The sequence below is a fragment of the Serratia sp. YWN4 genome, from assembly GCF_055790845.1.
In genome coordinates, this window is the sequence record NZ_CM147696.1 from 3337284 (window position 1) to 3358108 (window position 20825).

Here is a 20825-nt window from a genome sequence, read left to right on the forward strand (position 1 = left end):
GTATCGGGGCGGCCAGAAACCGCCCCCCGTCATTACTCGCCTTTAGCCGCTTTGAAGGCTTCAGCCATAGCGTTAGAGAAGTTGCTTTCTTCCGGTTTGTTGCTGTTAACCGTAGCAATGGCATCTTTCTCGTCAGCTTCGTCCTTCGCACGTACGGACAGGCTTACAACGCGGTTCTTACGATCAACACCGGTGAATTTAGCTTCAACTTCGTCACCAACGTTCAGAACCAGAGTTGCATCTTCAATGCGGTCGCGAGAGGCTTCAGATGCACGCAGGTAACCTTCTACGCCGCCTGCTAATTCAACTGTAGCACCTTTAGCGTCAACTGCCGTGACTTTACCCGTAACAATAGTACCTTTCTTGTTCATAGACAGGTAGTTATTGAATGGATCTTCAGCCAGTTGCTTCACGCCCAGGGAGATACGCTCGCGCTCTGCGTCAACCTGCAGAACAACCGCTGCGATTTCGTCGCCTTTCTTGTATTCACGAACTGCTTCTTCGCCTGCAACGTTCCAGGAGATGTCAGACAGGTGAACCAGGCCGTCGATGCCGCCGTCCAGGCCGATGAAGATACCGAAGTCAGTAATAGACTTGATTTTACCTTCAACACGGTCGCCCTTGTTGTGGGTTTCTGCGAACTGCTGCCATGGGTTGTTTTTGCACTGCTTCAAGCCCAGGGAGATACGACGACGCTCTTCGTCAATGTCCAGAACCATCACTTCCACTACATCGCCCACGTTAACAACTTTGGACGGATGGATGTTTTTGTTGGTCCAATCCATTTCAGAAACGTGTACCAGACCTTCAACGCCTTCTTCGATTTCCACGAAGCAGCCGTAATCAGTCAGGTTGGTCACACGGCCAGTCAGCTTGGTGCCTTCTGGGTAACGTTTAGCGATAGCGACCCATGGATCTTCGCCCAGTTGCTTCAGGCCCAGAGAAACACGAGTACGTTCGCGGTCGAACTTCAGCACTTTAACCGTGATTTCGTCGCCAACATTGACGATTTCGCTTGGATGCTTAACGCGTTTCCAAGCCATATCGGTGATGTGCAGCAGGCCGTCAACGCCGCCCAGATCAACGAATGCACCGTAGTCAGTGAGGTTCTTAACGATACCTTTAACTTCCATGCCTTCCTGCAGGTTTTCCAGCAGTTGATCGCGTTCTGCGCTGTTCTCGGACTCGATGACTGCACGACGAGAAACTACAACGTTGTTGCGCTTCTGATCCAGCTTGATGACTTTGAACTCAAGCTCTTTGCCTTCCAGGTGCAGAGTGTCGCGAACCGGACGCACGTCAACCAGGGAACCTGGCAGGAACGCACGAATACCGTTCAGCTCTACAGTGAAGCCACCCTTCACTTTGCCGTTGATGATACCGACGACAGTTTCAGCTTCTTCGTAAGCTTTTTCCAGCGTGATCCAAGCTTCGTGACGCTTAGCTTTCTCACGGGACAGCAGAGTTTCACCGAAGCCATCTTCAACAGCGTCCAGCGCAACATCAACTTCGTCACCAACCTGGATTTCCAGTTCGCCCTGGGCGTTTTTGAATTGCTCAGCCGGAATGGCAGATTCAGATTTCAGACCGGCGTCAACCAGTACGACATCTTTATCGATAGCAACGACAACGCCACGAACGATGGAACCCGGACGGGTTTCGATTGTTTTCAGGGATTCTTCAAAGAGTTGAGCGAAAGATTCAGTCATGTTGTTAATCTTCAGGGTTCTTTAGTTTAACGTCCATTTAGCATCCCGCCGAATGGGGTTGTTTCACATACCCCGCCATTGGCTCCATGCCGACAGGGTTTAGGTTACAGGGGTAAAATTTTACCCGATATATTCAGATACTACCATGCAATACAATGACAAATATGACAAAAAACTGATAACGCCGCCGCATTTATTGCTGCGGCAACGCTAAAACCTCATGTGCATATGCCAACGCCCGCTGGATGACTTCATCGATCGACATGCTGGTAGAATCCAGCACAAGGGCATCGAGAGCCGGCACCAGTGGCGCAATAGCCCGATTACGGTCACGGTCATCCCGTTCCTTTATCTCGGCTAAAAGACGTTCAAAGTTAACATTAAAGCCCTTTTCCTGCAACTGTAGCATACGGCGATGCGCCCGTTCTTCAGCGCTGGCGTCAAGGAAAATTTTCACGGGTGCGTCGGGGAACACTACGGTGCCCATATCTCGACCATCAGCAATCAGGCCAGGCATCTCGCGAAACGCACGCTGGCGACGCAGCAAGGCTTCACGCACCCGAGGAAAAGCCGCCGCCTGCGAAGCAGTATTGCCGACGGTTTCGGTGCGGATTTCATTGCTGACATCTTCACCTTCCAAAATAACCTGCAACTTACCGTCCAGAGCAACAAAGCGGACGTCGAGATGTGCGGCCAGAGGGACTAATGCCTCTTCAGAAGCGATATCCACCTGATGATGCAGTGCCGCCAAGGCCAGAACACGGTAAATCGCGCCTGAATCCAGCAAACGCCACCCAAGGGACTCGGCCAGTGCTTTGCACAGTGTGCCTTTACCTGCACCACTGGGCCCATCAACGGTTATCACCGGGACTGTAGCCGTCATTTATCTCTCCTTCAGGTAGAAAACCTCTCCGGGATGCACCTCTGCAATGGCAAAGGGTAAAACATCCCTGCTATCTGCCCAGTCAAGGGCAGATTCGGTGGCGTATTATACGCGCCTAGACCGCTTACTGTTACCCCAGAACTGTCTAGTTGTTGAAAATAAGGCCACTGATGTGCAGAAAGTATAGAGAAGGTGCAGCACACCGCATCTCTCACCTGGTTCAACCTCTACTTTGGCGTTAACCCGGCCATTACAGGGCAGCTCACCGTCATCAATGTCCCTTATTTACAGCAGAAACGTTCAAACTTAAGACGTTTCCAATGAAATACCGCTAACCGCAGACACAAAAAAAGCCCCGAGTTTTTTTCGGGACTTCTTCGTCTGCGCCAACGAGCTTTACCGGCCGAAATCATTAGGGCCACAATATCGAAAGAGTATGGAGAAGTGAAATAGTCACGTATTGAAAAGAAGCACTTTCAGTAATCTTGAGCATCTTTTTTTCATATTGGCACGCCTTCCTTTATACAAATACTTGCTACTGGGGCTAAGATAATTCTTTTTTCTCCTATCGACCTCAAAAGCGACGGATATATATACGATAATCATCAATATACCCACCATCCCTATAAATGCCATCACTTACCTCCTTACATTCTCCCTACTTCCATAGTAAACATTAATAACATTAATACTTAAACATTAACTATATCAGAGAAAATCCTTTAAAATCAGTAAAAACAAAGACATAGAATAGAAAAAAAGAAAACATAGAAACATAATCCCATTAAAAAAGGATAATAAACCAATAAAAATTAAAAAATGATATTTATCACTTATTTTATGATAGATTTAAATAATGAATGTATTAATAGCATGTTAAAAATCAATTTAAACCTAATACCTTTCTTATGTAACACTTACATTCATGCTGAACATTTGTCGACAATAGGATGAATCTCAAAACCACAGCAATTAATCGCAGGGTACAAAAAAGGCCCAATCATGGGCCTTGAATCACAAAGTTTTCAGCACTTAAGCCAGCTTGCTGATACGCGCAAACTGTTCAAAATAATCTGGAAACGTTTTCGCAGTACATTTAGGATCGAGGATCGTCACCGGCGTGTCAGACAGCGCGACCAGTGAAAAACACATCGCCATCCGGTGATCGTTATAAGTGCCGATTTCGGCGAAATGCAGTTTGCTCGGCGGCACAACGTGAATATAATCCTCACCCTCTTCCACTTCGGCGCCGACTTTGCGCAATTCGGTGGCCATCGCCGCCAGACGATCGGTCTCTTTCACGCGCCAATTGTAGATATTGCGGATAGTGGTCGGCCCTGTGGCAAACAGTGCAGTGGTGGCAATCGTCATCGCCGCATCCGGGATATGGTTCATATCCATATCAATACCTTTCAGTTCACCACGGCTGCACTCGATAAAATCATCGCCCCAGGTGATACGTGCGCCCATTCTTTCCAATACGTCGGCAAATTTGGTATCACCTTGCACGCTTTTTTTGCCAATACCGGTTACACGTACCTTGCCACCCTTAATCGCCGCCGCTGCTAGGAAGTAAGAGGCAGAAGAGGCGTCGCCTTCTACCAGGTAATCCCCAGGTGAACGATAGGTCTGCTGGCCACGAATCTGGAATACGCGATAATTATCATGCGTCACTTCAACACCGAAGGTTTTCATCAGATGCAGCGTGATATCAATATAAGGCTTGGAAACCAGCTCACCTTTGATATGAATGGCGGTATCCTGTTGCGCCAAGGGTGCCATCATCAGCAATGCGGTCAGGAACTGGCTGGAAACGCTGCCATCAACGCTAACGTCACCGCCGCAGAAGCCGCCGCGCAGGCGCACTGGTGGGTAGTCGGTCTGCTCCAGATAATCTATCTGTGCCCCGCCCTGACGCAAAGCCTCTACCAAGTGACCAATTGGCCGCTCTTTCATGCGTGGTTCACCGGTCAAAACCACATCACCAGCGCCCAGGCACAGCGCGGCTGCCAGCGGGCGCATCGCCGTACCCGCATTACCGAGAAACAACTCCAGTGGCTGCTTGGCCACCAGCGCCCCCGCAACACCCTCAACACAACAAGTTGTACGATCGTCAGACAGTTGATAGCTCACCCCTAACGCCTGCAATGCGTTCAACATATGGCGCACATCATCGCTATCCAGCAGGTTGGTAAGCCGGGTCGTCCCTTGGGCCAGCGCAGCCAGCAGCAGAGCACGATTAGAAACGCTCTTGGAACCGGGTAAATTGACGGTGCCGTCGATCAAAGCCACCGGTTGTAACGTCAGGGAATCCACCATGTGAATAAAGCTCTCCAGAATCTGATAAACGAAACGGCCCCGGGGATCATGCCGGAGCCGCTTTAAGCCACTGAGTAATATATTACCTGCTCAACGCAGGCAACGGCAATCAACCATGACGGCGCTCAAAGTCGACCATAAAATCGGTCAAGGTTTTCACGCCAACCAACGGCATCGCATTATAGATAGAAGCACGCATACCGCCGACTACGCGATGGCCTTTCAACGCTTGCAGGCCAATGGCTTCTGCTTCGCTGAGGAACACCTTGTCCAACGCCGGATCGGCCAGCTGGAACGGCACGTTCATCCATGAACGGTTGGCAAGCGCCACCTGGCTACGGTAAAAATCGGATTTATCGATGGTGGCATACAGCAGCTCGGCTTTCGCCTGGTTGCGTTTTTGCATTTCTACCAAGCCGCCTTGTTCTTTCAACCATTTGAAAACCAAACCGGAAAGATACCAGGCAAAGGTTGGCGGAGTATTGAACATCGAGCCATTTTCTGCCAGCACGGTGTAATCGAGAATCGACGGCACTTCGCGGCGTGCTTTGCCCAGCAGATCGTCACGCACAATCACCAGCGTCAGGCCAGCAGGACCAATGTTTTTCTGCGCACCGGCGTAGATCATACCAAAACGGCTGACATCCAACGGGCGGGAAAGAATGGTAGAAGAGTAATCCCCAATCACCACTTTATCGCCGAAATCAGGCGTTTCATCGATAGCCACGCCGTCGATGGTTTCATTCGGGCAATAATGCACATAAGCGGCATTATCGCTCAGTTGCCACTCTTTCATCGGCTTGATGCCGCTTAAACCACCCACGGTGGTCTTTACATCAATCACCGTCGGCTTGCAGTATTTCTCGGCTTCCAGAACGGCGCTGTGCGCCCAATAGCCACCGTCGATATAATCGGCAGTCGTTTTATCACCCAACAGGTTCAGCGGTAACGCCGCAAATTGCGCGCGCGCACCACCGTGGCAAAACAGCACTTTATAGTTGGCGGGGATTTTCAGCAGATCGCGCAGATCCTGTTCGGACTGTTCGGCAACCTCAATAAATTCTTTACTGCGATGGCTGATTTCCATCACTGAAGTACCGAGGCCATGCCAGTTGCACAGTTCCTGTTCTGCACGACGCAACACTTCAACCGGCAGCATTGCCGGGCCAGAGCTAAAATTATAAACCTGAGTCATTTCCCCTCACCACATTCACTGTTCGCCGCAGAGATCGGCCTGTCGTAATACGCCCGAAGTTAACGCGAGTGTTAACCAACTCCTTCGAGTTTTATCACTCACGTAACGCCGCTGCAATGCTTATTCGTCCGAGAGCGGGAAACTGTTCCGGCTGCCGGTAACAGGCTCTGCCGCCCCATCGTTTTTTCCTGCGATAAAACGCTGTGAACGGGGCTGGTTCAGTGGGTTAGCTCGGGGGTTTATGCTGAATTACGGGGGCTTAACGCCCCCGTATTAAACGGCGATTAATACTGATTAAACATCGCCTGGATCTGTTTGGCGTCTTTGGTTTGCGTTAGTGCCAACTGTAGCAAAATTCTCGCTTTTTGCGGGTTCAGCGTGCCTGAAGCCACAAAACCGAATTTAGCATCATCTATTTCCGCATCTTCAGTGGTGGATCCTGTCGGCACGCGGGAAGAACGCACAATTGCCACACCTTGGTGCGCGGCCGTAGCCAGCGTATCAAACACGGTTTTGTACAGATTGCCGTTACCGACACCGGCGCTGACGATCCCCTGATATCCTTCGGCGATCAACGCCTTGGCTGGCGCGTCGGAAGCATTAGCGTAGTTATAGATAATGCCCACTTTCGGCAGTTGGCTCATGTTACTGACGTCAAACGGCGTTTCGGTAGTGTGTTTACGCTGCGGTGAACGCTGATAATCCACTTTACCGTTATGGATGTACCCCAACGGGCCAAAGTTCGGTGACTGGAAGGTTTGCACTGCGGTAGTACTGGTTTTGGTGACATCACGGCCATCAAGCACGGTATCGTTCATGGCTACCAGCACACCGCGTTTGGCAGATTGCGGATCTGCCGCCACCACTACCGCATTATACAGGTTGAACGGGCCATCGGCGCTCATGGCGGTTGCCGGGCGCATCGCGCCGACGATCACCACCGGTTTGTCGCATTTAACCGTGAGATCGAGGAAATAGGCGGTTTCCTCCAGCGTATCCGTTCCATGGGTGATCACAAAACCATCGGTTTTGCCGCAGTCGGCATTAATTTTCTTGACCAGCTTGAGCCAGACCTCATCATTCATATCCTGCGAACCGATATTCACCAGTTGTTCGCCCTGCACATTGGCCACGTTTTTCAGCTCTGGCACCGCTTTGACCAAGGCGTCCACGCCCAATTTCCCAGCAGTGTAATTGGACTGCGTCGCTGACTCGCCCCCACCCGCAATCGTGCCACCGGTCGCCAATAGCGTGATCGAAGGCAAAGCCAGGGCAGAACCACTCGCCCCCGCCAGCAACAGTGCCAATACGCTGAGTTTCATTGATTTCATTACGTTTCTCCATGATTGATAACTCGCTGAATTATGGACTTTATTCTTATAAAAACTGTGATATTTGCACAGCTTTAGGAATACGTGGAGCTTAAGGGGAAAACCCCGTATCATTGCACGTTTTTAGTACGCCCAAATAAGTGAAGACAATGACGCAAACTTTTATCCCTGGCAAAGACGCGGCGCTGGAAGACTCTATCGCTCGTTTTCAGCAGAAATTAACCGATCTGGGTTTCAACATCGAAGAAGCCTCCTGGCTGAATCCGGTTCCGCACGTCTGGTCGGTGCATATTCGCGATCGCGATTGCCCGCTGTGCTTCACCAACGGTAAAGGTGCCAGCAAGAAAGCGGCACTGGCTTCTGCGCTGGGTGAATATTTCGAGCGCTTGTCCACCAACTATTTCTTCGCTGATTTCTATCTGGGTAAACAGATCGCCGAGGGCGATTTTGTGCACTATCCGAACGAGAAATGGTTCCCGCTTCCGGCTGATAACGCGCTGCCGCAGGGTATTCTCGATGAACGTCTGCACGCCTTCTATGATCCGGAACAGGAACTGGGTGCCAGCGATTTGATCGACCTGCAATCGGGCAACGGCGATCGCGGTATCTGTGCCCTGCCGTTCGCCCGCCAGTCTGATCGGCAAACCGTTTATATTCCGATGAATATCATTGGCAACCTGTATGTGTCCAACGGGATGTCGGCCGGTAATACCGCTAACGAAGCGCGGGTTCAAGGCCTTTCTGAAGTGTTTGAACGTTATGTGAAAAACCGCATTATCGCCGAATCCATCAGCCTGCCGGAGATCCCGGCCGACGTGCTGAACCGCTATCCTGGCGTGGTTGAAGCCATCGCTAAACTAGAAGCCGAAGGTTTCCCGATCCTCTCTTATGATGCCTCGCTGGGCGGCAACTATCCGGTGATCTGCGTGGTGCTGTTCAACCCGGCTAACGGCACCTGTTTTGCCTCATTTGGCGCGCATCCTGATTTCGGCGTAGCGCTGGAACGTACCGTAACCGAACTGCTGCAAGGCCGTAGCCTGAAAGATCTGGACGTGTTTACCGCGCCCACCTTCGATGATGAAGAAGTGGCCGAACATGCCAATTTAGAAACCCACTTCATCGATTCCAGCGGCCTGATTTCCTGGGATATGTTCAAGCAGAATGCCGACTATCCGTTTGTCGACTGGAGTTTCAGCGGCAGCACCCAAGAAGAATTCGCCACCTTGATGAGCATCTTCGATAAAGAAGGTGCCGAAGTGTACATTGCGGATTACGAGCACCTGGACGTTTATGCTTGCCGTATCATCGTGCCAGGCATGTCTGATATCTACCCGGCAGAAGATCTGCTGCTGGCGAACAACAGCATGGGCGCACACCTGCGCGAGACATTGCTGCAATTGCCGGGCAGCGAATGGGAGCCGGAAGAGTATCTGGCGCTGATCCAGCGGCTGGATGATGAAGGTCTGGACGATTTCACCCGCGTGCGCGAGCTGCTGGGGATCGCTTCAGGTAAAGATAACGCCTGGTATACGCTGCGCGTGGGCGAACTGAAATCGATGCTGGCCTTGTCGGGTGGCGATCTCGATCAGGCGCTGATCTGGGCGGAGTGGACGCAGGAGTTTAACGCGTCGATCTTTACCCCAGAACGCAGCAACTACTATCGTTGTCTGCAAACGCTGCTGCTGTTGGCGCTGGAGCCAGAGCGCGATCCGGCCCAGTATCACACGGCGTTTGTGAAGATGTACGGCCAGGACGCAGTCGATGCCGCTTCGGCCGCGATGAGCGGTGAAGAACGTTTCAACGGCCTGTTTGCCATCGACAGCGACTTGCAAGCGTTACCCGCTCACCAGGCACTGCTGGCCGCTTACGAAAAGTTGCAGAAAGCGAAACGCCGCCACTGGGCATAAGTGTTACTAGCACGCTGGCAGAAACTTGCCAGCGTGATTATTCTCAGCACCCTGCATTTTCCGGTTTATTTTGATCGTTAATTACGCTGAATCACATTTCATTTGTTTCGTTAAATAAGCACTTTTCACCGACCAGGGCATATTATTCTATAGTTGTTGCATGACGGTTAAATAATAATTAACCACCAATTAAGTATTATTGATAAAAAAGCGACAATAAGTACAAAAAATTAACCCGGTAACGGTGAAAAATCGTTGTATTTTCAAAATTTTTTGCAAAGATTAAAATTTATTTTTTATTTAAAAATCAATAAATTAACCTTATTACCCCTATGAATTTTGCGGCTTTTTACCGTTTTACTTCCCCGCGTTATGATCCAAGTCAATTTTTACCCTATACTGCTTTGCTAGTATCTCATTGCATTGTTTTAACCCTTAAAAGTGAGAGTTAGTGTGAGAGCTGACAACCCCTTCGATATGCTGTTACCTGCCGCAATGGCGAAAATCGCCGAAGATGCGGGAGTGTATAAAGCCACCAAGCATCCGCTAAAAACGTTTTATTTGGCGATCACTGCCGGTGTCTTCATTTCTATCGCCTTTGTTTTCTATATTACCGCCACCACCGGCACCGCTGCCGTTCCCTTTGGCCTGGCCAAACTGGTGGGGGGTATTTGCTTCTCCATGGGGTTAATGCTGGTTGTGGTCTGCGGCGCAGACCTGTTCACTTCCACCGTGCTCACCGTGATTGCTAAAGCCAGTGGCCGTATCACCTGGCGGCAATTAGCGATCAACTGGCTGAACGTCTATATTGGTAATCTGTTCGGCGCACTGATTTTTGTCGCCCTGATCTGGTTCTCTGGCCAATATATGGCAGCCAATGGGTTGTGGGGGCTGAATGTTTTACAAACCTCTAGCCATAAATTGCACCACACCTTTATTGAAGCCGTATGCCTTGGCATTCTGGCTAACCTGATGGTCTGTCTGGCCGTATGGATGAGCTACTCCGGCCGTAGTCTGATGGACAAGATGTTCGCCATGATCCTGCCGGTAGCCATGTTTGTCGCCAGCGGCTTCGAGCACAGTATCGCCAATATGTTTATGATCCCTATGGGTATCGTGGTTAAACACTTCGCCACGCCAGAGTTTTGGCAAGCCGTAGGGGCAGCACCTGAGCAGTTTGCTCATCTGACCGTAAGCAACTTCATCATCGACAACCTGATTCCCGTTACCATTGGCAACATCATTGGTGGTGGTCTGCTGGTTGGGTTGACTTATTGGGTAATTTATCTGCGTGATAGCGAACAGAAGCACTAATCTGTTGGCTGGCACGCGCCGGGTTTACAAAGAAATCCACATTAGAAGGTAGGTGTATAATGACCGAACTTAACGAGAAGTTAGCTAACGCTTGGCAAGGTTTCAGCGAAGGTGACTGGCAGAAAGAAGTCAACGTGCGTGACTTCATCCAGAAAAACTACACTCCTTACGAGGGTGATGAATCCTTCCTGGCTGGCGCAAGTCAGGCGACGACTACCCTGTGGGACAAGGTGATGGAAGGGATCAAACTGGAGAACCGCACCCATGCGCCAGTTGATTTCGATACCAACGTTGTTTCTACCGTGACTTCTCATGATGCGGGCTACATCAATAAAGATCTGGAAACCATCGTCGGTTTGCAGACCGATGCCCCTCTAAAACGCGCGCTGATCCCCTTCGGCGGCATCAAGATGGTTGAAGGTTCATGCAAAGTTTATGGCCGTGAACTGGATCCACAAGTTAAAAAAGTGTTCACCGAATACCGTAAAACCCACAACCAGGGCGTATTCGATGTTTACACCAAAGACATTCTGAACTGCCGTAAATCTGGCGTGCTGACCGGCCTGCCAGATGCCTATGGCCGTGGTCGTATTATTGGTGACTACCGTCGCGTTGCACTGTACGGTATCGACTTCCTGATGGCCGACAAACTGGGCCAGTTCAAGTCTCTGCAAAGCAAGCTGGAAAAAGGCGAAGATCTGGAAATGACCATCCAGCTGCGCGAAGAGATTGCTGAACAGCACCGCGCGCTGGCCCAGATAAAAGAAATGGCGGCCAAATACGGCTATGACATTTCTGCTCCGGCTAAAACCGCGCAGGAAGCCGTGCAGTGGACCTACTTCGGCTATCTGGCTGCGGTGAAATCCCAGAACGGCGCAGCCATGTCCTTCGGCCGCGTCTCCACCTTCCTTGACGTGTTCATCGATCGTGACATCAAGGCTGGCAAACTGACTGAAGCACAGGCTCAGGAACTGATCGATCACCTGGTGATGAAACTGCGCATGGTGCGTTTCCTGCGTACTCCAGAATACGATGAGCTATTCTCTGGCGACCCAATCTGGGCGACCGAATCTCTGGCCGGTATGGGCGTTGATGGCCGTACGCTGGTGACCAAAAACAGCTTCCGTTTCCTGAACACCCTGTACACCATGGGGCCGTCGCCAGAACCGAACATGACCATTCTGTGGTCTGAAAAACTGCCGTTGAACTTCAAAAAATACGCAGCGAAAGTGTCTATCGACACCTCCTCCCTACAGTATGAAAACGACGACCTGATGCGCCCAGACTTCAACAACGATGACTACGCCATCGCCTGTTGCGTCAGCCCAATGATTGTCGGTAAGCAAATGCAGTTCTTCGGTGCGCGTGCCAACCTGGCGAAAACCATGTTGTACGCGATCAACGGCGGCGTTGATGAGAAGCTGAAAATCCAGGTTGGCCCGAAAGAATCGCCAATGATGGATACCGTGCTGGACTATGACAAAGTCATGGACCGCATGGACCACTTTATGGATTGGCTGGCCATGCAGTATGTGACCTCGCTGAACATCATTCACTACATGCATGACAAGTACAGCTATGAAGCTGCGCTGATGGCACTGCATGACCGTGATGTTTACCGTACCATGGCTTGTGGTATCGCGGGCCTGTCCGTTGCCGCTGACTCCCTGTCTGCCATCAAATACGCCAAAGTCTCCACCATCCGTGACGAAGACGGCCTGGCCGTTGACTTCAAAATCGAAGGTGAATATCCGCAGTTCGGTAACAACGATTCGCGCGTCGATGATATCGCTTGCGATCTGGTAGAACGTTTCATGAAGAAAATTCAGAAACTGCGTACCTACCGTAATGCGGTGCCGACTCAGTCGGTTCTGACCATCACCTCGAACGTGGTTTATGGTAAGAAAACCGGTAACACCCCAGATGGCCGCCGTGCAGGCGCCCCATTCGGCCCAGGTGCTAACCCGATGCACGGCCGCGATCAGAAAGGTGCGGTTGCTTCTCTGACTTCTGTTGCCAAACTGCCGTTTGCCTACGCGAAAGACGGTATCTCTTACACCTTCTCCATCGTGCCTAACGCGCTGGGTAAAGATGATGACGTGCGTAAAGCCAACCTGGCAGGCCTGATGGATGGTTACTTCCATCACGAAGCCTCCATCGAAGGCGGTCAGCATCTGAACGTTAACGTGATGAACCGTGAAATGCTGCTGGATGCGATGGCAAACCCTGAGAAATACCCTCAGTTGACCATTCGTGTATCCGGTTATGCGGTGCGCTTCAACTCGCTGACTAAAGAACAGCAACAAGACGTGATTACCCGTACTTTCACTCAGTCGATGTAATTCATGCTGCCAGTGGCCGGGTCACACCGCCCACTGGGAAATACCAAGGCCGGATATTCCGGCCTTTTTAATACGCAACGTTACACGAGTCTGTTTTGCCAGATGCCTATCTCCCATAAATCTCATGCAGCATGCTGCTGGCAAGATGAAGGGGTTATACTGAATGGATATCCGGCAAAACAGTGACCCGGCAAGTAACCGACCAACAGGAATCGTTTCACTCCGGCGCCGGGCCTGCCCTGTTGCCGCATCGCTGATACCTGTCTGGTGGTTACCAGCCTAATTTTAGACTGCGTTTGACAGTCAATTTTGGAGAGAACCCCGCAATGTCGTTAAAAGGCCGCATCCACTCATTCGAATCCTGTGGCACCGTTGATGGCCCCGGTATCCGCTTTATTGTTTTCTTCCAGGGCTGCCTGATGCGCTGCCTGTATTGCCATAACCGCGACACCTGGGATACGCACGGCGGGAAAGAAGTGACCGTAGAAGAACTGATGACCGATACCGTCGCTTATCGTCATTTTATGAATGCTTCCGGCGGCGGTGTCACCGCGTCCGGCGGTGAGGCTATTTTGCAGGCGGAATTCGTTCGCGACTGGTTCCGTGCCTGCCAGCAGGAAGGCATCAGCACCTGCCTGGATACCAACGGCTTTGTGCGCCGTTACGATCCGGTGATCGACGAACTGCTGGATGTTACCGATCTGGTGATGCTCGATCTGAAGCAGATGAACGATGATATTCACCAGAATCTGGTGGGGGTTTCCAACCATCGCACCCTGGAGTTTGCCCGCTATCTGGCCAAACGCAATCAGCGCACCTGGATCCGTTATGTGGTGGTGCCAGGCTGGTCAGACGACGATCAATCGACGCATCTGCTCGGTGAATTCACCAAAGACATGACCAATATCGAGAAGATCGAGCTGTTACCTTACCACGAACTGGGCAAGCATAAATGGGTAGCGATGGGCGAGGAATACAAACTGGACGGCGTCCGTCCACCAAAAGCCGATACCATGGAGCGCGTTAAAGGGATCCTGGAAAGCTACGGCCATAAAGTGATTTATTGATTGTCATTGGCTTGTTCAAAAAAACCGGTGCTCATGCCGGTTTTTTTATTTTCAGGCCGCCAGCGGTGTCTGATGACGATCTGGTTTTCTCAGCAGCATCAGCAGATAAATCAACGCCACTGCGGCGATCGCCACAAACAGCAACCGATCGGAATAACTCTGCATCAGCATAGAGGTCATTGACGGCCCCAACAGGCTGCCGATGGTATAACTCATCAACAACGCCTGATTCATCGCCACCAATTCATGCGGCATCACCTTTTCGCAGGCCCAAGACATAGCGACTGGATACAGGGTAAAACCAGCACAGCCAAGGATAAACAGCGCAGGTGCCATGGCATAGTTGCCCAGCATCGCGATGCTGGCGAGGATCACCACAAACACTTGGATGCGCAACACCAGCAGGCGACCATAGCGATCGGCCATCCGCCCTACCGGCCATTGCCCGACAATCCCCGAACTGACCAACAGCGCCATCCAATATCCCACGTTGGCATCACTCATGCCCTGATGGGCCAGATAAAGCGGCATCAAGCCGTACAGCGAACCCAGCAACATCCCAGAAATAATACAGCCATTGATCCCCAATCGCGCGCTGCGGCGTTTGAACATTGGCCAAACGGCAATCTGCTGCGGTTCGTCATCCTGATTATTCACTCGGGCAAACAGCATCGGTAACATTGCTGCGATCACAATCGCCGTCACCCAAGGCACTACGTTCAGCAGTTCGGTGGACACCATGCTCAGCAACAGTTGCCCGGCCACCGTCCCAAGATAATAAACCATCATATAGGCTGCCAGCAGTTGGCCACGGTTGCTCAGATTACCGCTGCGCAATAAGGCACTTTCGACAATCACCCAGATCAACGCGCACCCTACCCCGGCAAAAAAACGCCAGCCCATCCAGCTCCAGAAATCGAGAGACAGCGCCATACCGGCAGTCGCTACGGCAAAAATCAGGCAGGAGAAATGATAGCTGCGGGTAAAACCAACGCGTTTGATTAGTTTGCCCGCAATCAGCGTGCCGACCAGGTTGCCGGTAAAGTAAGAAGAGCTGACCATCCCGACTTGCCAGGTTGACAGTTGAGCATGGGTTAACCAAAGGGGGACTAAGGTATTCAACACGGCAATAGAAACCGTGAGCAACAACAGACCGCAGAGCAATAACAGCACTGGGCGGGAATATGCGGACATAATGAATTTGAAACCGAACGCGCTAAGAGAGTGCGCGCATCATGCCACTGGCGATAAAAAAGTCAATCGGTGGCTAAGTGATAACCGCACAATATGTTTGGTCATGCGCGAAATCTGCGGTTACGCCTGTTCGGGTAACGACTTTTCGCCGAGCGGAGAAAGCGAAATATGCCCATGGAAACAGGATAACTTGCATAAGCCACAGCCATTGCAACGTTCGCTGTCACAGTGCAATTGACGATCGCCAGCGGCAGAAATGCCAAAAGCCAACGCCTGCTGCGGGCAGTTAATCGTACACATCCGGCAGCTATCCTGCCGCCCTAGGCAACTCAGGCTGATCTGCGGGCGCAACAGGGTATCGCAGGGCATTTGATCGCGCAGCGCTCCCGTTTGGCAGGCTGAAGTACATTTCCGGCAGGTATCGCATTCAGTGAAATCGATATTCAACGCGGCCTTACCCTGATCGATATGCAATAGACCATACGGGCAATGGTTCACACAGGCACCACAGCCGTCACACTGCGCGCTGAATAACGGCTCAGGCACTGCCTGCGGCGGACGAGCCACCGCAGGCAGGATCAGAGGTTCTGGCTGGTGTTTGCTGCGATCCATCCAGCCCGTCAGCAACCTGCGTCGGCTAGTGCCTTGCGGTGTCAGTTGCTGATTATTTTTCATCAGTAATACAGATCCCGCGTAACCACTGGCGCTGGGCAATCGGCCACCCAAGCGGCCAGCGTCACTTGCGCCAACTGTGCCAGCCCCTGATAAAACGGATGCCCGGCGTGTTGCTGCAATAGTTCCAGATAACGTGGAGCCCACGGCAGCAGATGCTGTGCCAGCAGCCCGCTCACCATTGCCTGCTGATGCTCTTCTGCCAGCCAGGCCGCCATCATCAGCAACGTCCCGATATGGTCTTCCGGTTCATTATGCTCGCGCTGTGCTTCGATGCCATTCGCCCGCAGCCACTGGCGCAAACGCAGCGTCGAATCACCAAACAGCACGCTTTCTTTATCCAGATATACCGATCCCCAAGGTGGCGCAGGCAACGCATAAGGGCCAACAAACAGACGTTGATAAGCGTCTGCCAGCGTCTCCGGCTGATCTTCTGCCATTCCCTCTGCGATCAAGGCAGCAGCCTCCTCGCAGCCTTCATACGGCCATTCCACAGCCCACTGTGGATCCTGCAATGTCGCCAGTAGTGGCTGGCTCTCTTTGCTCTCCGGTGGTGCATACAGCAAAATACCCAGCACTCGGCCGGTTAACGCGATCTTTTCAAGCATCATAACGAGGGCTTCTCCAGAGGCGCAGCACGCTGCGCCCAGGTTAAACGTCAGCCAGCAACTGCCATGCCAACGGTCATATGCAGGCCGTAGAACACACCACGGCCAATCAACTCACCGGCAAAGACTAACACAAAGCCCAAGGTCAGCCCCATTACACCCGCATTGCCACGGCGCAACAGCGGACAAATCCAGCAACCCAGCCCCAACACCAGCAATACCAACCGCCAAACCATCAGTTGGCCGTATTGCGGGATCAGCGCCGAAGCCTGCTGTACCGAGCTGCTGATCGTCGCCAGTTCGCTGCCTTGCAACAACGCAGAACAAAGGCTGAGCAGCAGCGCCAGCACGCTCAGCATCACCAGTTGATAACGCCCGGAAACTTCCAGCCCGGCAGCGCGCAACAGCAGCACGCCCAGCAGCGGCCCGCCGATAAACACCGACAGGAAGAAGTTCAGGGTGGTGTAGCCGTTATGCCAGGTCGGCACCGTATCGATCTGATAAACACGAGTCATGGCATAGACAAACAGCAAGCCCAGTATCATGGTCACTGCCAGCCACATTTTCCCCAACGGCTGCGGCAGTTTTTTCAGCACGGCCAGCAACCAGTACAGGCCACCCACCGCAAAAAACAGCGCACCGCTGGCAATTTCGTTGCTCAACGCCGAAGCCCCAATGCGGTTTAGCGAGTTGAAAGCCCGCAGCGGCGTGCCCAGATGCAGCACCGAGGCGACAAACGCCATGCCCATCAGCAGCCACAGGAAGAACATCGTGCCGTGTACCGCTTTGCTCTGGCGATCGGTCAGATTCCCGGTGATCAACGCCAGCCCCATGACTATCACGCCGCCCACCACAAACTGCCCTAACACGGTGAACACCATCAGCGGCCATTCATGCCATCCCATACCCATTTTAAACCTCCTTCGGATTGGCCAGATGGCCAGTAGTGTCACCACTTGGGCGGCTGTTGGCGTTCGGTTTCAGCACAATGCAGGGTTTGGTGAAATGAGCTGCCGGTAACGGAGCCACTTCTGCCAAGGTGCCATGTTGTTTGCGCAATTCGTCGATCGGGCCAAAATCCAGCGCACGTAGCGGACAAGACTCCACGCACACCGGTTTTTTCCCTTCGGCAACGCGCTCATAGCAACCGTCACACTTGGTCATATGGCCTTTTGCCGCGTTGTACTGCGGTGCGCCATACGGGCAGGCCATGTGGCAGTAACGGCAACCGATACAAATCTCTTCATTCACCACCACTAAACCGTCTTCGCGCTTGTGCATCGCCCCGCTTGGGCACACCTTGGTACAGGCGGGATCTTCGCAGTGGTTACAGGCGATCGACAGATAATAGGCAAACACATTCTGGTGCCAGCTCTCACCGTCTTGCTGCCAGTCGCCCCCGGCATATTCATAAATGCGGCGGAAGCTGACGTCCGGCGTCAGGTTTTTATAGTCCTTACAGGCCAGCTCGCAGGTTTTGCAGCCGGTGCAACGACTTGAATCGATAAAGAATCCATATTGCGTAGTCATCAGCAACTCCTTACAGTTTGGCGACCTGAACCAGGTTGGTATGAGAAGGGTTCCCTTTGGCCAGCGGCGAAGGACGCTGGGTGGTCAGTACGTTAATACTGCCAGCATGATCGATACGGCTGCCGTCTGGCGAATACCAGGCTCCTTCTCCCAGCGCGACCACGCCCGGTAACATACGCGGCGTTACCTTGGCATTAATGCGCACCTCGCCACGATCGTTGTAAATGCGGATCAGGTCACCGTTAACAATACCGCGCGATCTCGCATCAAGCGGGTTGATCCACATTTCCTGGCGGCAAGCCGCTTTCAGCACGTCCACATTGCCGTAGGTGGAGTGAGTGCGCGCTTTATAGTGGAAACCGGTCATCTGTAGCGGATACTTGCTGCTCAACGGATCGTCGAGGCTTTCAAAACCTGCCGCGTAGATCGGTAATGGATGTATCACGTCGTCTTTTGCCAGCTCCCAAGTCGCCGCCAGTTTCGCCAGTTCAGCGGAATAGATTTCGATCTTGCCGGAAGGCGTGGTCAGCGGGTTGGCCTGCGGATCGGCACGGAACGCTTTGTACGCCACGTGGTGGCCTTCCGGATCGCGCTGTTTGAAGATCCCTTGCTGCAAAAACTGTTCATAGTCAGGTAACGCCGGGATTTTCTGGCGGGATTGCTGGTAAAGATGGCGTAGCCACTCTTCCTGAGTGCGGCCTTCGGTAAACGCCTGCTCAACCCCCATACGGCGGGCGATCTCGCTGGTCATGTCATAGATGTTTTTGCATTCAAAACGCGGCTTGATGGCCTGATCGGCAAAAATAACGTAGCCCATATTGCCGCTTGAGGCATCCAGGCAAAAATCGCGCTGCTCGGAAGCGGTGCAATCCGGCAGCACCAGGTCGGCATATTTCGCCGACGATGTCATGTGGTTATCGATCACCACGATCATTTCGCACTTCTTGTCGTCCTGCAAAATATCGTGAGTCCGATTGATTTCCGAATGCTGATTAACCAGGCAGTTACCGGCATAGTTCCAGATAAACTTGATCGGCACATCCAGCTTATCCTTGCCGCGCACCCCATCGCGCTTGGCGGTCATTTCCGGGCCGCGCAGGATGGCATCGGTCCACAGGAACATCGAGATGCTGGTTTTCACCGGGTTTTCCAAGGTTGGCATCCGCACAAACGGCAAACCGTAAGAACCTTCACGCGCACCGCTGTTGCCGCCATTAATCCCTACGTTACCGGTCAGGATCGGCAGCATGGCAATGGCGCGGGAGGTCAGTTCGCCGTTGGACTGGCGCTGTGGCCCCCACCCTTGGCAGATATAAGCCGGTTTCACACTGCCGATTTCACGCGCTAGCTGGATGATACGAGCGGCCGGGATGCCGGTAATCTGCTCGGCCCAGGCGGGCGTTTTCGCTACACCGTCTTCACCCTGGCCCAGGATATACGCCTTGTAGTGGCCGTTAGCCGGTGCCCCGGCGGGCAAGGTTTTCTCGTCGTAACCGACGCAGTATTTATCCAAGAAAGGCTGATCGACCAGATTCTCCGTAATCAGCACATGCGCCAACCCGGCTACCAGTGCCGCATCGGTGCCAGGGCGGATCGGTATCCATTCATCTTCACGCCCGGCGGCGGTATCGGTATAACGCGGATCGATAACAATCATGCGGGCATTCGAACGCTCACGCGCCTGTTCCAGCAGATAGGTGACTCCGCCACCGCTCATGCGGGTTTCACCAGGGTTGTTACCGAACATCACCACCAGTTTGCTGTTTTCGATATCGGTCGGGCTGTTGCCATCGGCCCAGCCACCGTAGGTGTAGTTCAGGCCCATGGCAATCTGGGCCGTGCTGTAGTCGCCATAGTGGTTCAGATAGCCGCCACAGCAGTTCATCAGGCGGGCAATCAGCGTAGCACCTGGCGGCCAGGAGCGGGTCATGGTGCCACCCAGCGTCCCGGTGCCGTAGTTCAGGTAAATCGCTTCGTTACCATAGTCTTTGATGATGCGTTGCAGGTTATCGCCGATCAGCGTGAAGGCTTCATCCCAACTGATGCGTTTGAACTTGCCTTCACCCCGTTTGCCCACCCGCAGCATCGGGTATTTCAGACGATCGGGGTTGTACACGCGGCGGCGCATCGAGCGCCCACGTAGGCAGGCGCGTACCTGATGCAGTTCTGCGTATTCATCGTTGCCAGTGTTATCGGTTTCGACATATTTGATTTCACCATCAACAACGTGCATACGCAGCGGGCAACGGCTACCGCAGTTTACCGTACAGGCGCTCCACACGACTTTTTCGTCGGGTGGCGTGGTAGCGGGTGTCGTTGAAGAGGTTTCAGCACCCGCTTGGCGGCTGAACGGCAGGGAGATCCCGCCAACGGCGAGTGCAAGGCCACCGATGGCGCTGTTCTTAACCAGTTTTCGCCGCGAGCACCGTAGGCTGGGCAATGGTTTTTTCTCGGATTCACTCATATTTGTTTCGCTCTGGGTTGCTTCAGTTAGCCAGTGGTATGGCAACAAGAAAATCTGCAATCAAAGTGTTACGGCATTCTGAAAGCAGATCGGCTTCAAACACGCAGGCGAAAGCGTTTTTATAGTGGCCTGCGAACAGCGAAACTATCCTCCTAAAGAGGTAGTTTCACTTTGTTCACAATCAATAATTAGTTGATATAAATAGCTTTAATGATAATGATTTTTATTTCAGAATTTGGTGGGGGTATTATCGAGGACGGACTTTTTTGGCTGTTCTAGCAAAAAAAGCG

General features: G+C 52.4%; 15 protein-coding genes. 4 read left to right on the forward strand and 11 right to left on the reverse strand.

Features of this window, described 5'->3' with window-relative positions; translation table 11 throughout:
- Positions 1 to 32: 32 nt before the first annotated feature.
- The 5 genes from rpsA to ansB all read right to left on the reverse strand — a co-directional run bounded on the left by rpsA (position 33) and on the right by ansB (position 7437).
- Positions 33 to 1709 carry a 30S ribosomal protein S1 gene (gene rpsA, locus ACX9GT_RS15775; RefSeq protein ID WP_473187669.1) on the reverse strand — a complete coding sequence of 559 codons (1677 nt, stop codon included), beginning with the start codon at positions 1707 to 1709 and terminating at the stop codon, positions 33 to 35.
- Positions 1710 to 1902: 193 nt separating this feature from the next.
- On the reverse strand, positions 1903 to 2592 hold the full coding sequence (cmk, locus tag ACX9GT_RS15780) for a (d)CMP kinase (RefSeq protein ID WP_473187670.1): 690 nt from the start codon (positions 2590 to 2592) through the stop codon (positions 1903 to 1905).
- 1032 nt (positions 2593 to 3624) lie between these two features.
- Complete coding sequence (aroA, locus tag ACX9GT_RS15785; protein WP_473187671.1) at positions 3625 to 4911, reverse strand: 3-phosphoshikimate 1-carboxyvinyltransferase; 1287 nt, start codon at positions 4909 to 4911, stop codon at positions 3625 to 3627.
- A 109-nt stretch (positions 4912 to 5020) separates the two neighbouring features.
- Complete coding sequence (gene serC / locus ACX9GT_RS15790; RefSeq protein ID WP_473187672.1) at positions 5021 to 6106, reverse strand: 3-phosphoserine/phosphohydroxythreonine transaminase; 1086 nt, start codon at positions 6104 to 6106, stop codon at positions 5021 to 5023.
- Between the two features lie 284 nt (positions 6107 to 6390).
- A complete protein-coding gene (gene ansB, locus ACX9GT_RS15795; protein WP_473187673.1) occupies positions 6391 to 7437 on the reverse strand; it encodes an L-asparaginase 2 in 1047 nt (348 codons plus the stop codon).
- Between the two features lie 149 nt (positions 7438 to 7586).
- Here ansB and ycaO point away from each other — a divergent pair, with 149 nt between their 5' ends.
- From ycaO to pflA, 4 genes are all read left to right on the forward strand, one after another.
- Positions 7587 to 9344: a 30S ribosomal protein S12 methylthiotransferase accessory factor YcaO gene (ycaO, locus tag ACX9GT_RS15800; protein ID WP_473187674.1), complete on the forward strand. Its 1758-nt coding sequence runs from the start codon at positions 7587 to 7589 to the stop codon at positions 9342 to 9344.
- Between the two features lie 453 nt (positions 9345 to 9797).
- On the forward strand, positions 9798 to 10658 hold the full coding sequence (gene focA, locus ACX9GT_RS15805; RefSeq protein ID WP_473187675.1) for a formate transporter FocA: 861 nt from the start codon (positions 9798 to 9800) through the stop codon (positions 10656 to 10658).
- Between the two features lie 59 nt (positions 10659 to 10717).
- A complete protein-coding gene (gene pflB / locus ACX9GT_RS15810; RefSeq protein ID WP_473187676.1) occupies positions 10718 to 13000 on the forward strand; it encodes a formate C-acetyltransferase in 2283 nt (760 codons plus the stop codon).
- 326 nt (positions 13001 to 13326) lie between these two features.
- Positions 13327 to 14067, forward strand: a complete 741-nt coding sequence (pflA, locus tag ACX9GT_RS15815) for a pyruvate formate lyase 1-activating protein (RefSeq protein WP_473187677.1) — start codon at positions 13327 to 13329, stop codon at positions 14065 to 14067.
- A gap of 51 nt (positions 14068 to 14118) precedes the next feature.
- On the opposite strand, the gene ACX9GT_RS15820 is transcribed toward pflA, so the two are convergent.
- From ACX9GT_RS15820 to dmsA, 6 genes are all read right to left on the reverse strand, one after another.
- Entirely contained in the window at positions 14119 to 15261 is a 1143-nt protein-coding gene (locus ACX9GT_RS15820) for an MFS transporter (RefSeq protein ID WP_473187678.1), read from the reverse strand.
- Between the two features lie 120 nt (positions 15262 to 15381).
- Entirely contained in the window at positions 15382 to 15936 is a 555-nt protein-coding gene (gene napF, locus ACX9GT_RS15825; protein WP_473187679.1) for a ferredoxin-type protein NapF, read from the reverse strand.
- On the reverse strand, positions 15936 to 16544 hold the full coding sequence (gene dmsD / locus ACX9GT_RS15830) for a Tat proofreading chaperone DmsD (protein WP_473187680.1): 609 nt from the start codon (positions 16542 to 16544) through the stop codon (positions 15936 to 15938). The genes napF and dmsD overlap by 1 nt, the downstream gene beginning before the upstream one ends.
- 47 nt (positions 16545 to 16591) lie before the next feature.
- Positions 16592 to 17452, reverse strand: a complete 861-nt coding sequence (locus ACX9GT_RS15835; protein ID WP_473187681.1) for a DmsC/YnfH family molybdoenzyme membrane anchor subunit — start codon at positions 17450 to 17452, stop codon at positions 16592 to 16594.
- A gap of 1 nt (position 17453) precedes the next feature.
- Positions 17454 to 18071: a DMSO/selenate family reductase complex B subunit gene (locus ACX9GT_RS15840; protein WP_473187682.1), complete on the reverse strand. Its 618-nt coding sequence runs from the start codon at positions 18069 to 18071 to the stop codon at positions 17454 to 17456.
- A gap of 10 nt (positions 18072 to 18081) precedes the next feature.
- Complete coding sequence (dmsA, locus tag ACX9GT_RS15845) at positions 18082 to 20535, reverse strand: dimethylsulfoxide reductase subunit A (RefSeq protein WP_473187683.1); 2454 nt, start codon at positions 20533 to 20535, stop codon at positions 18082 to 18084.
- Between the last annotated feature and the right edge of the window lie 290 nt (positions 20536 to 20825).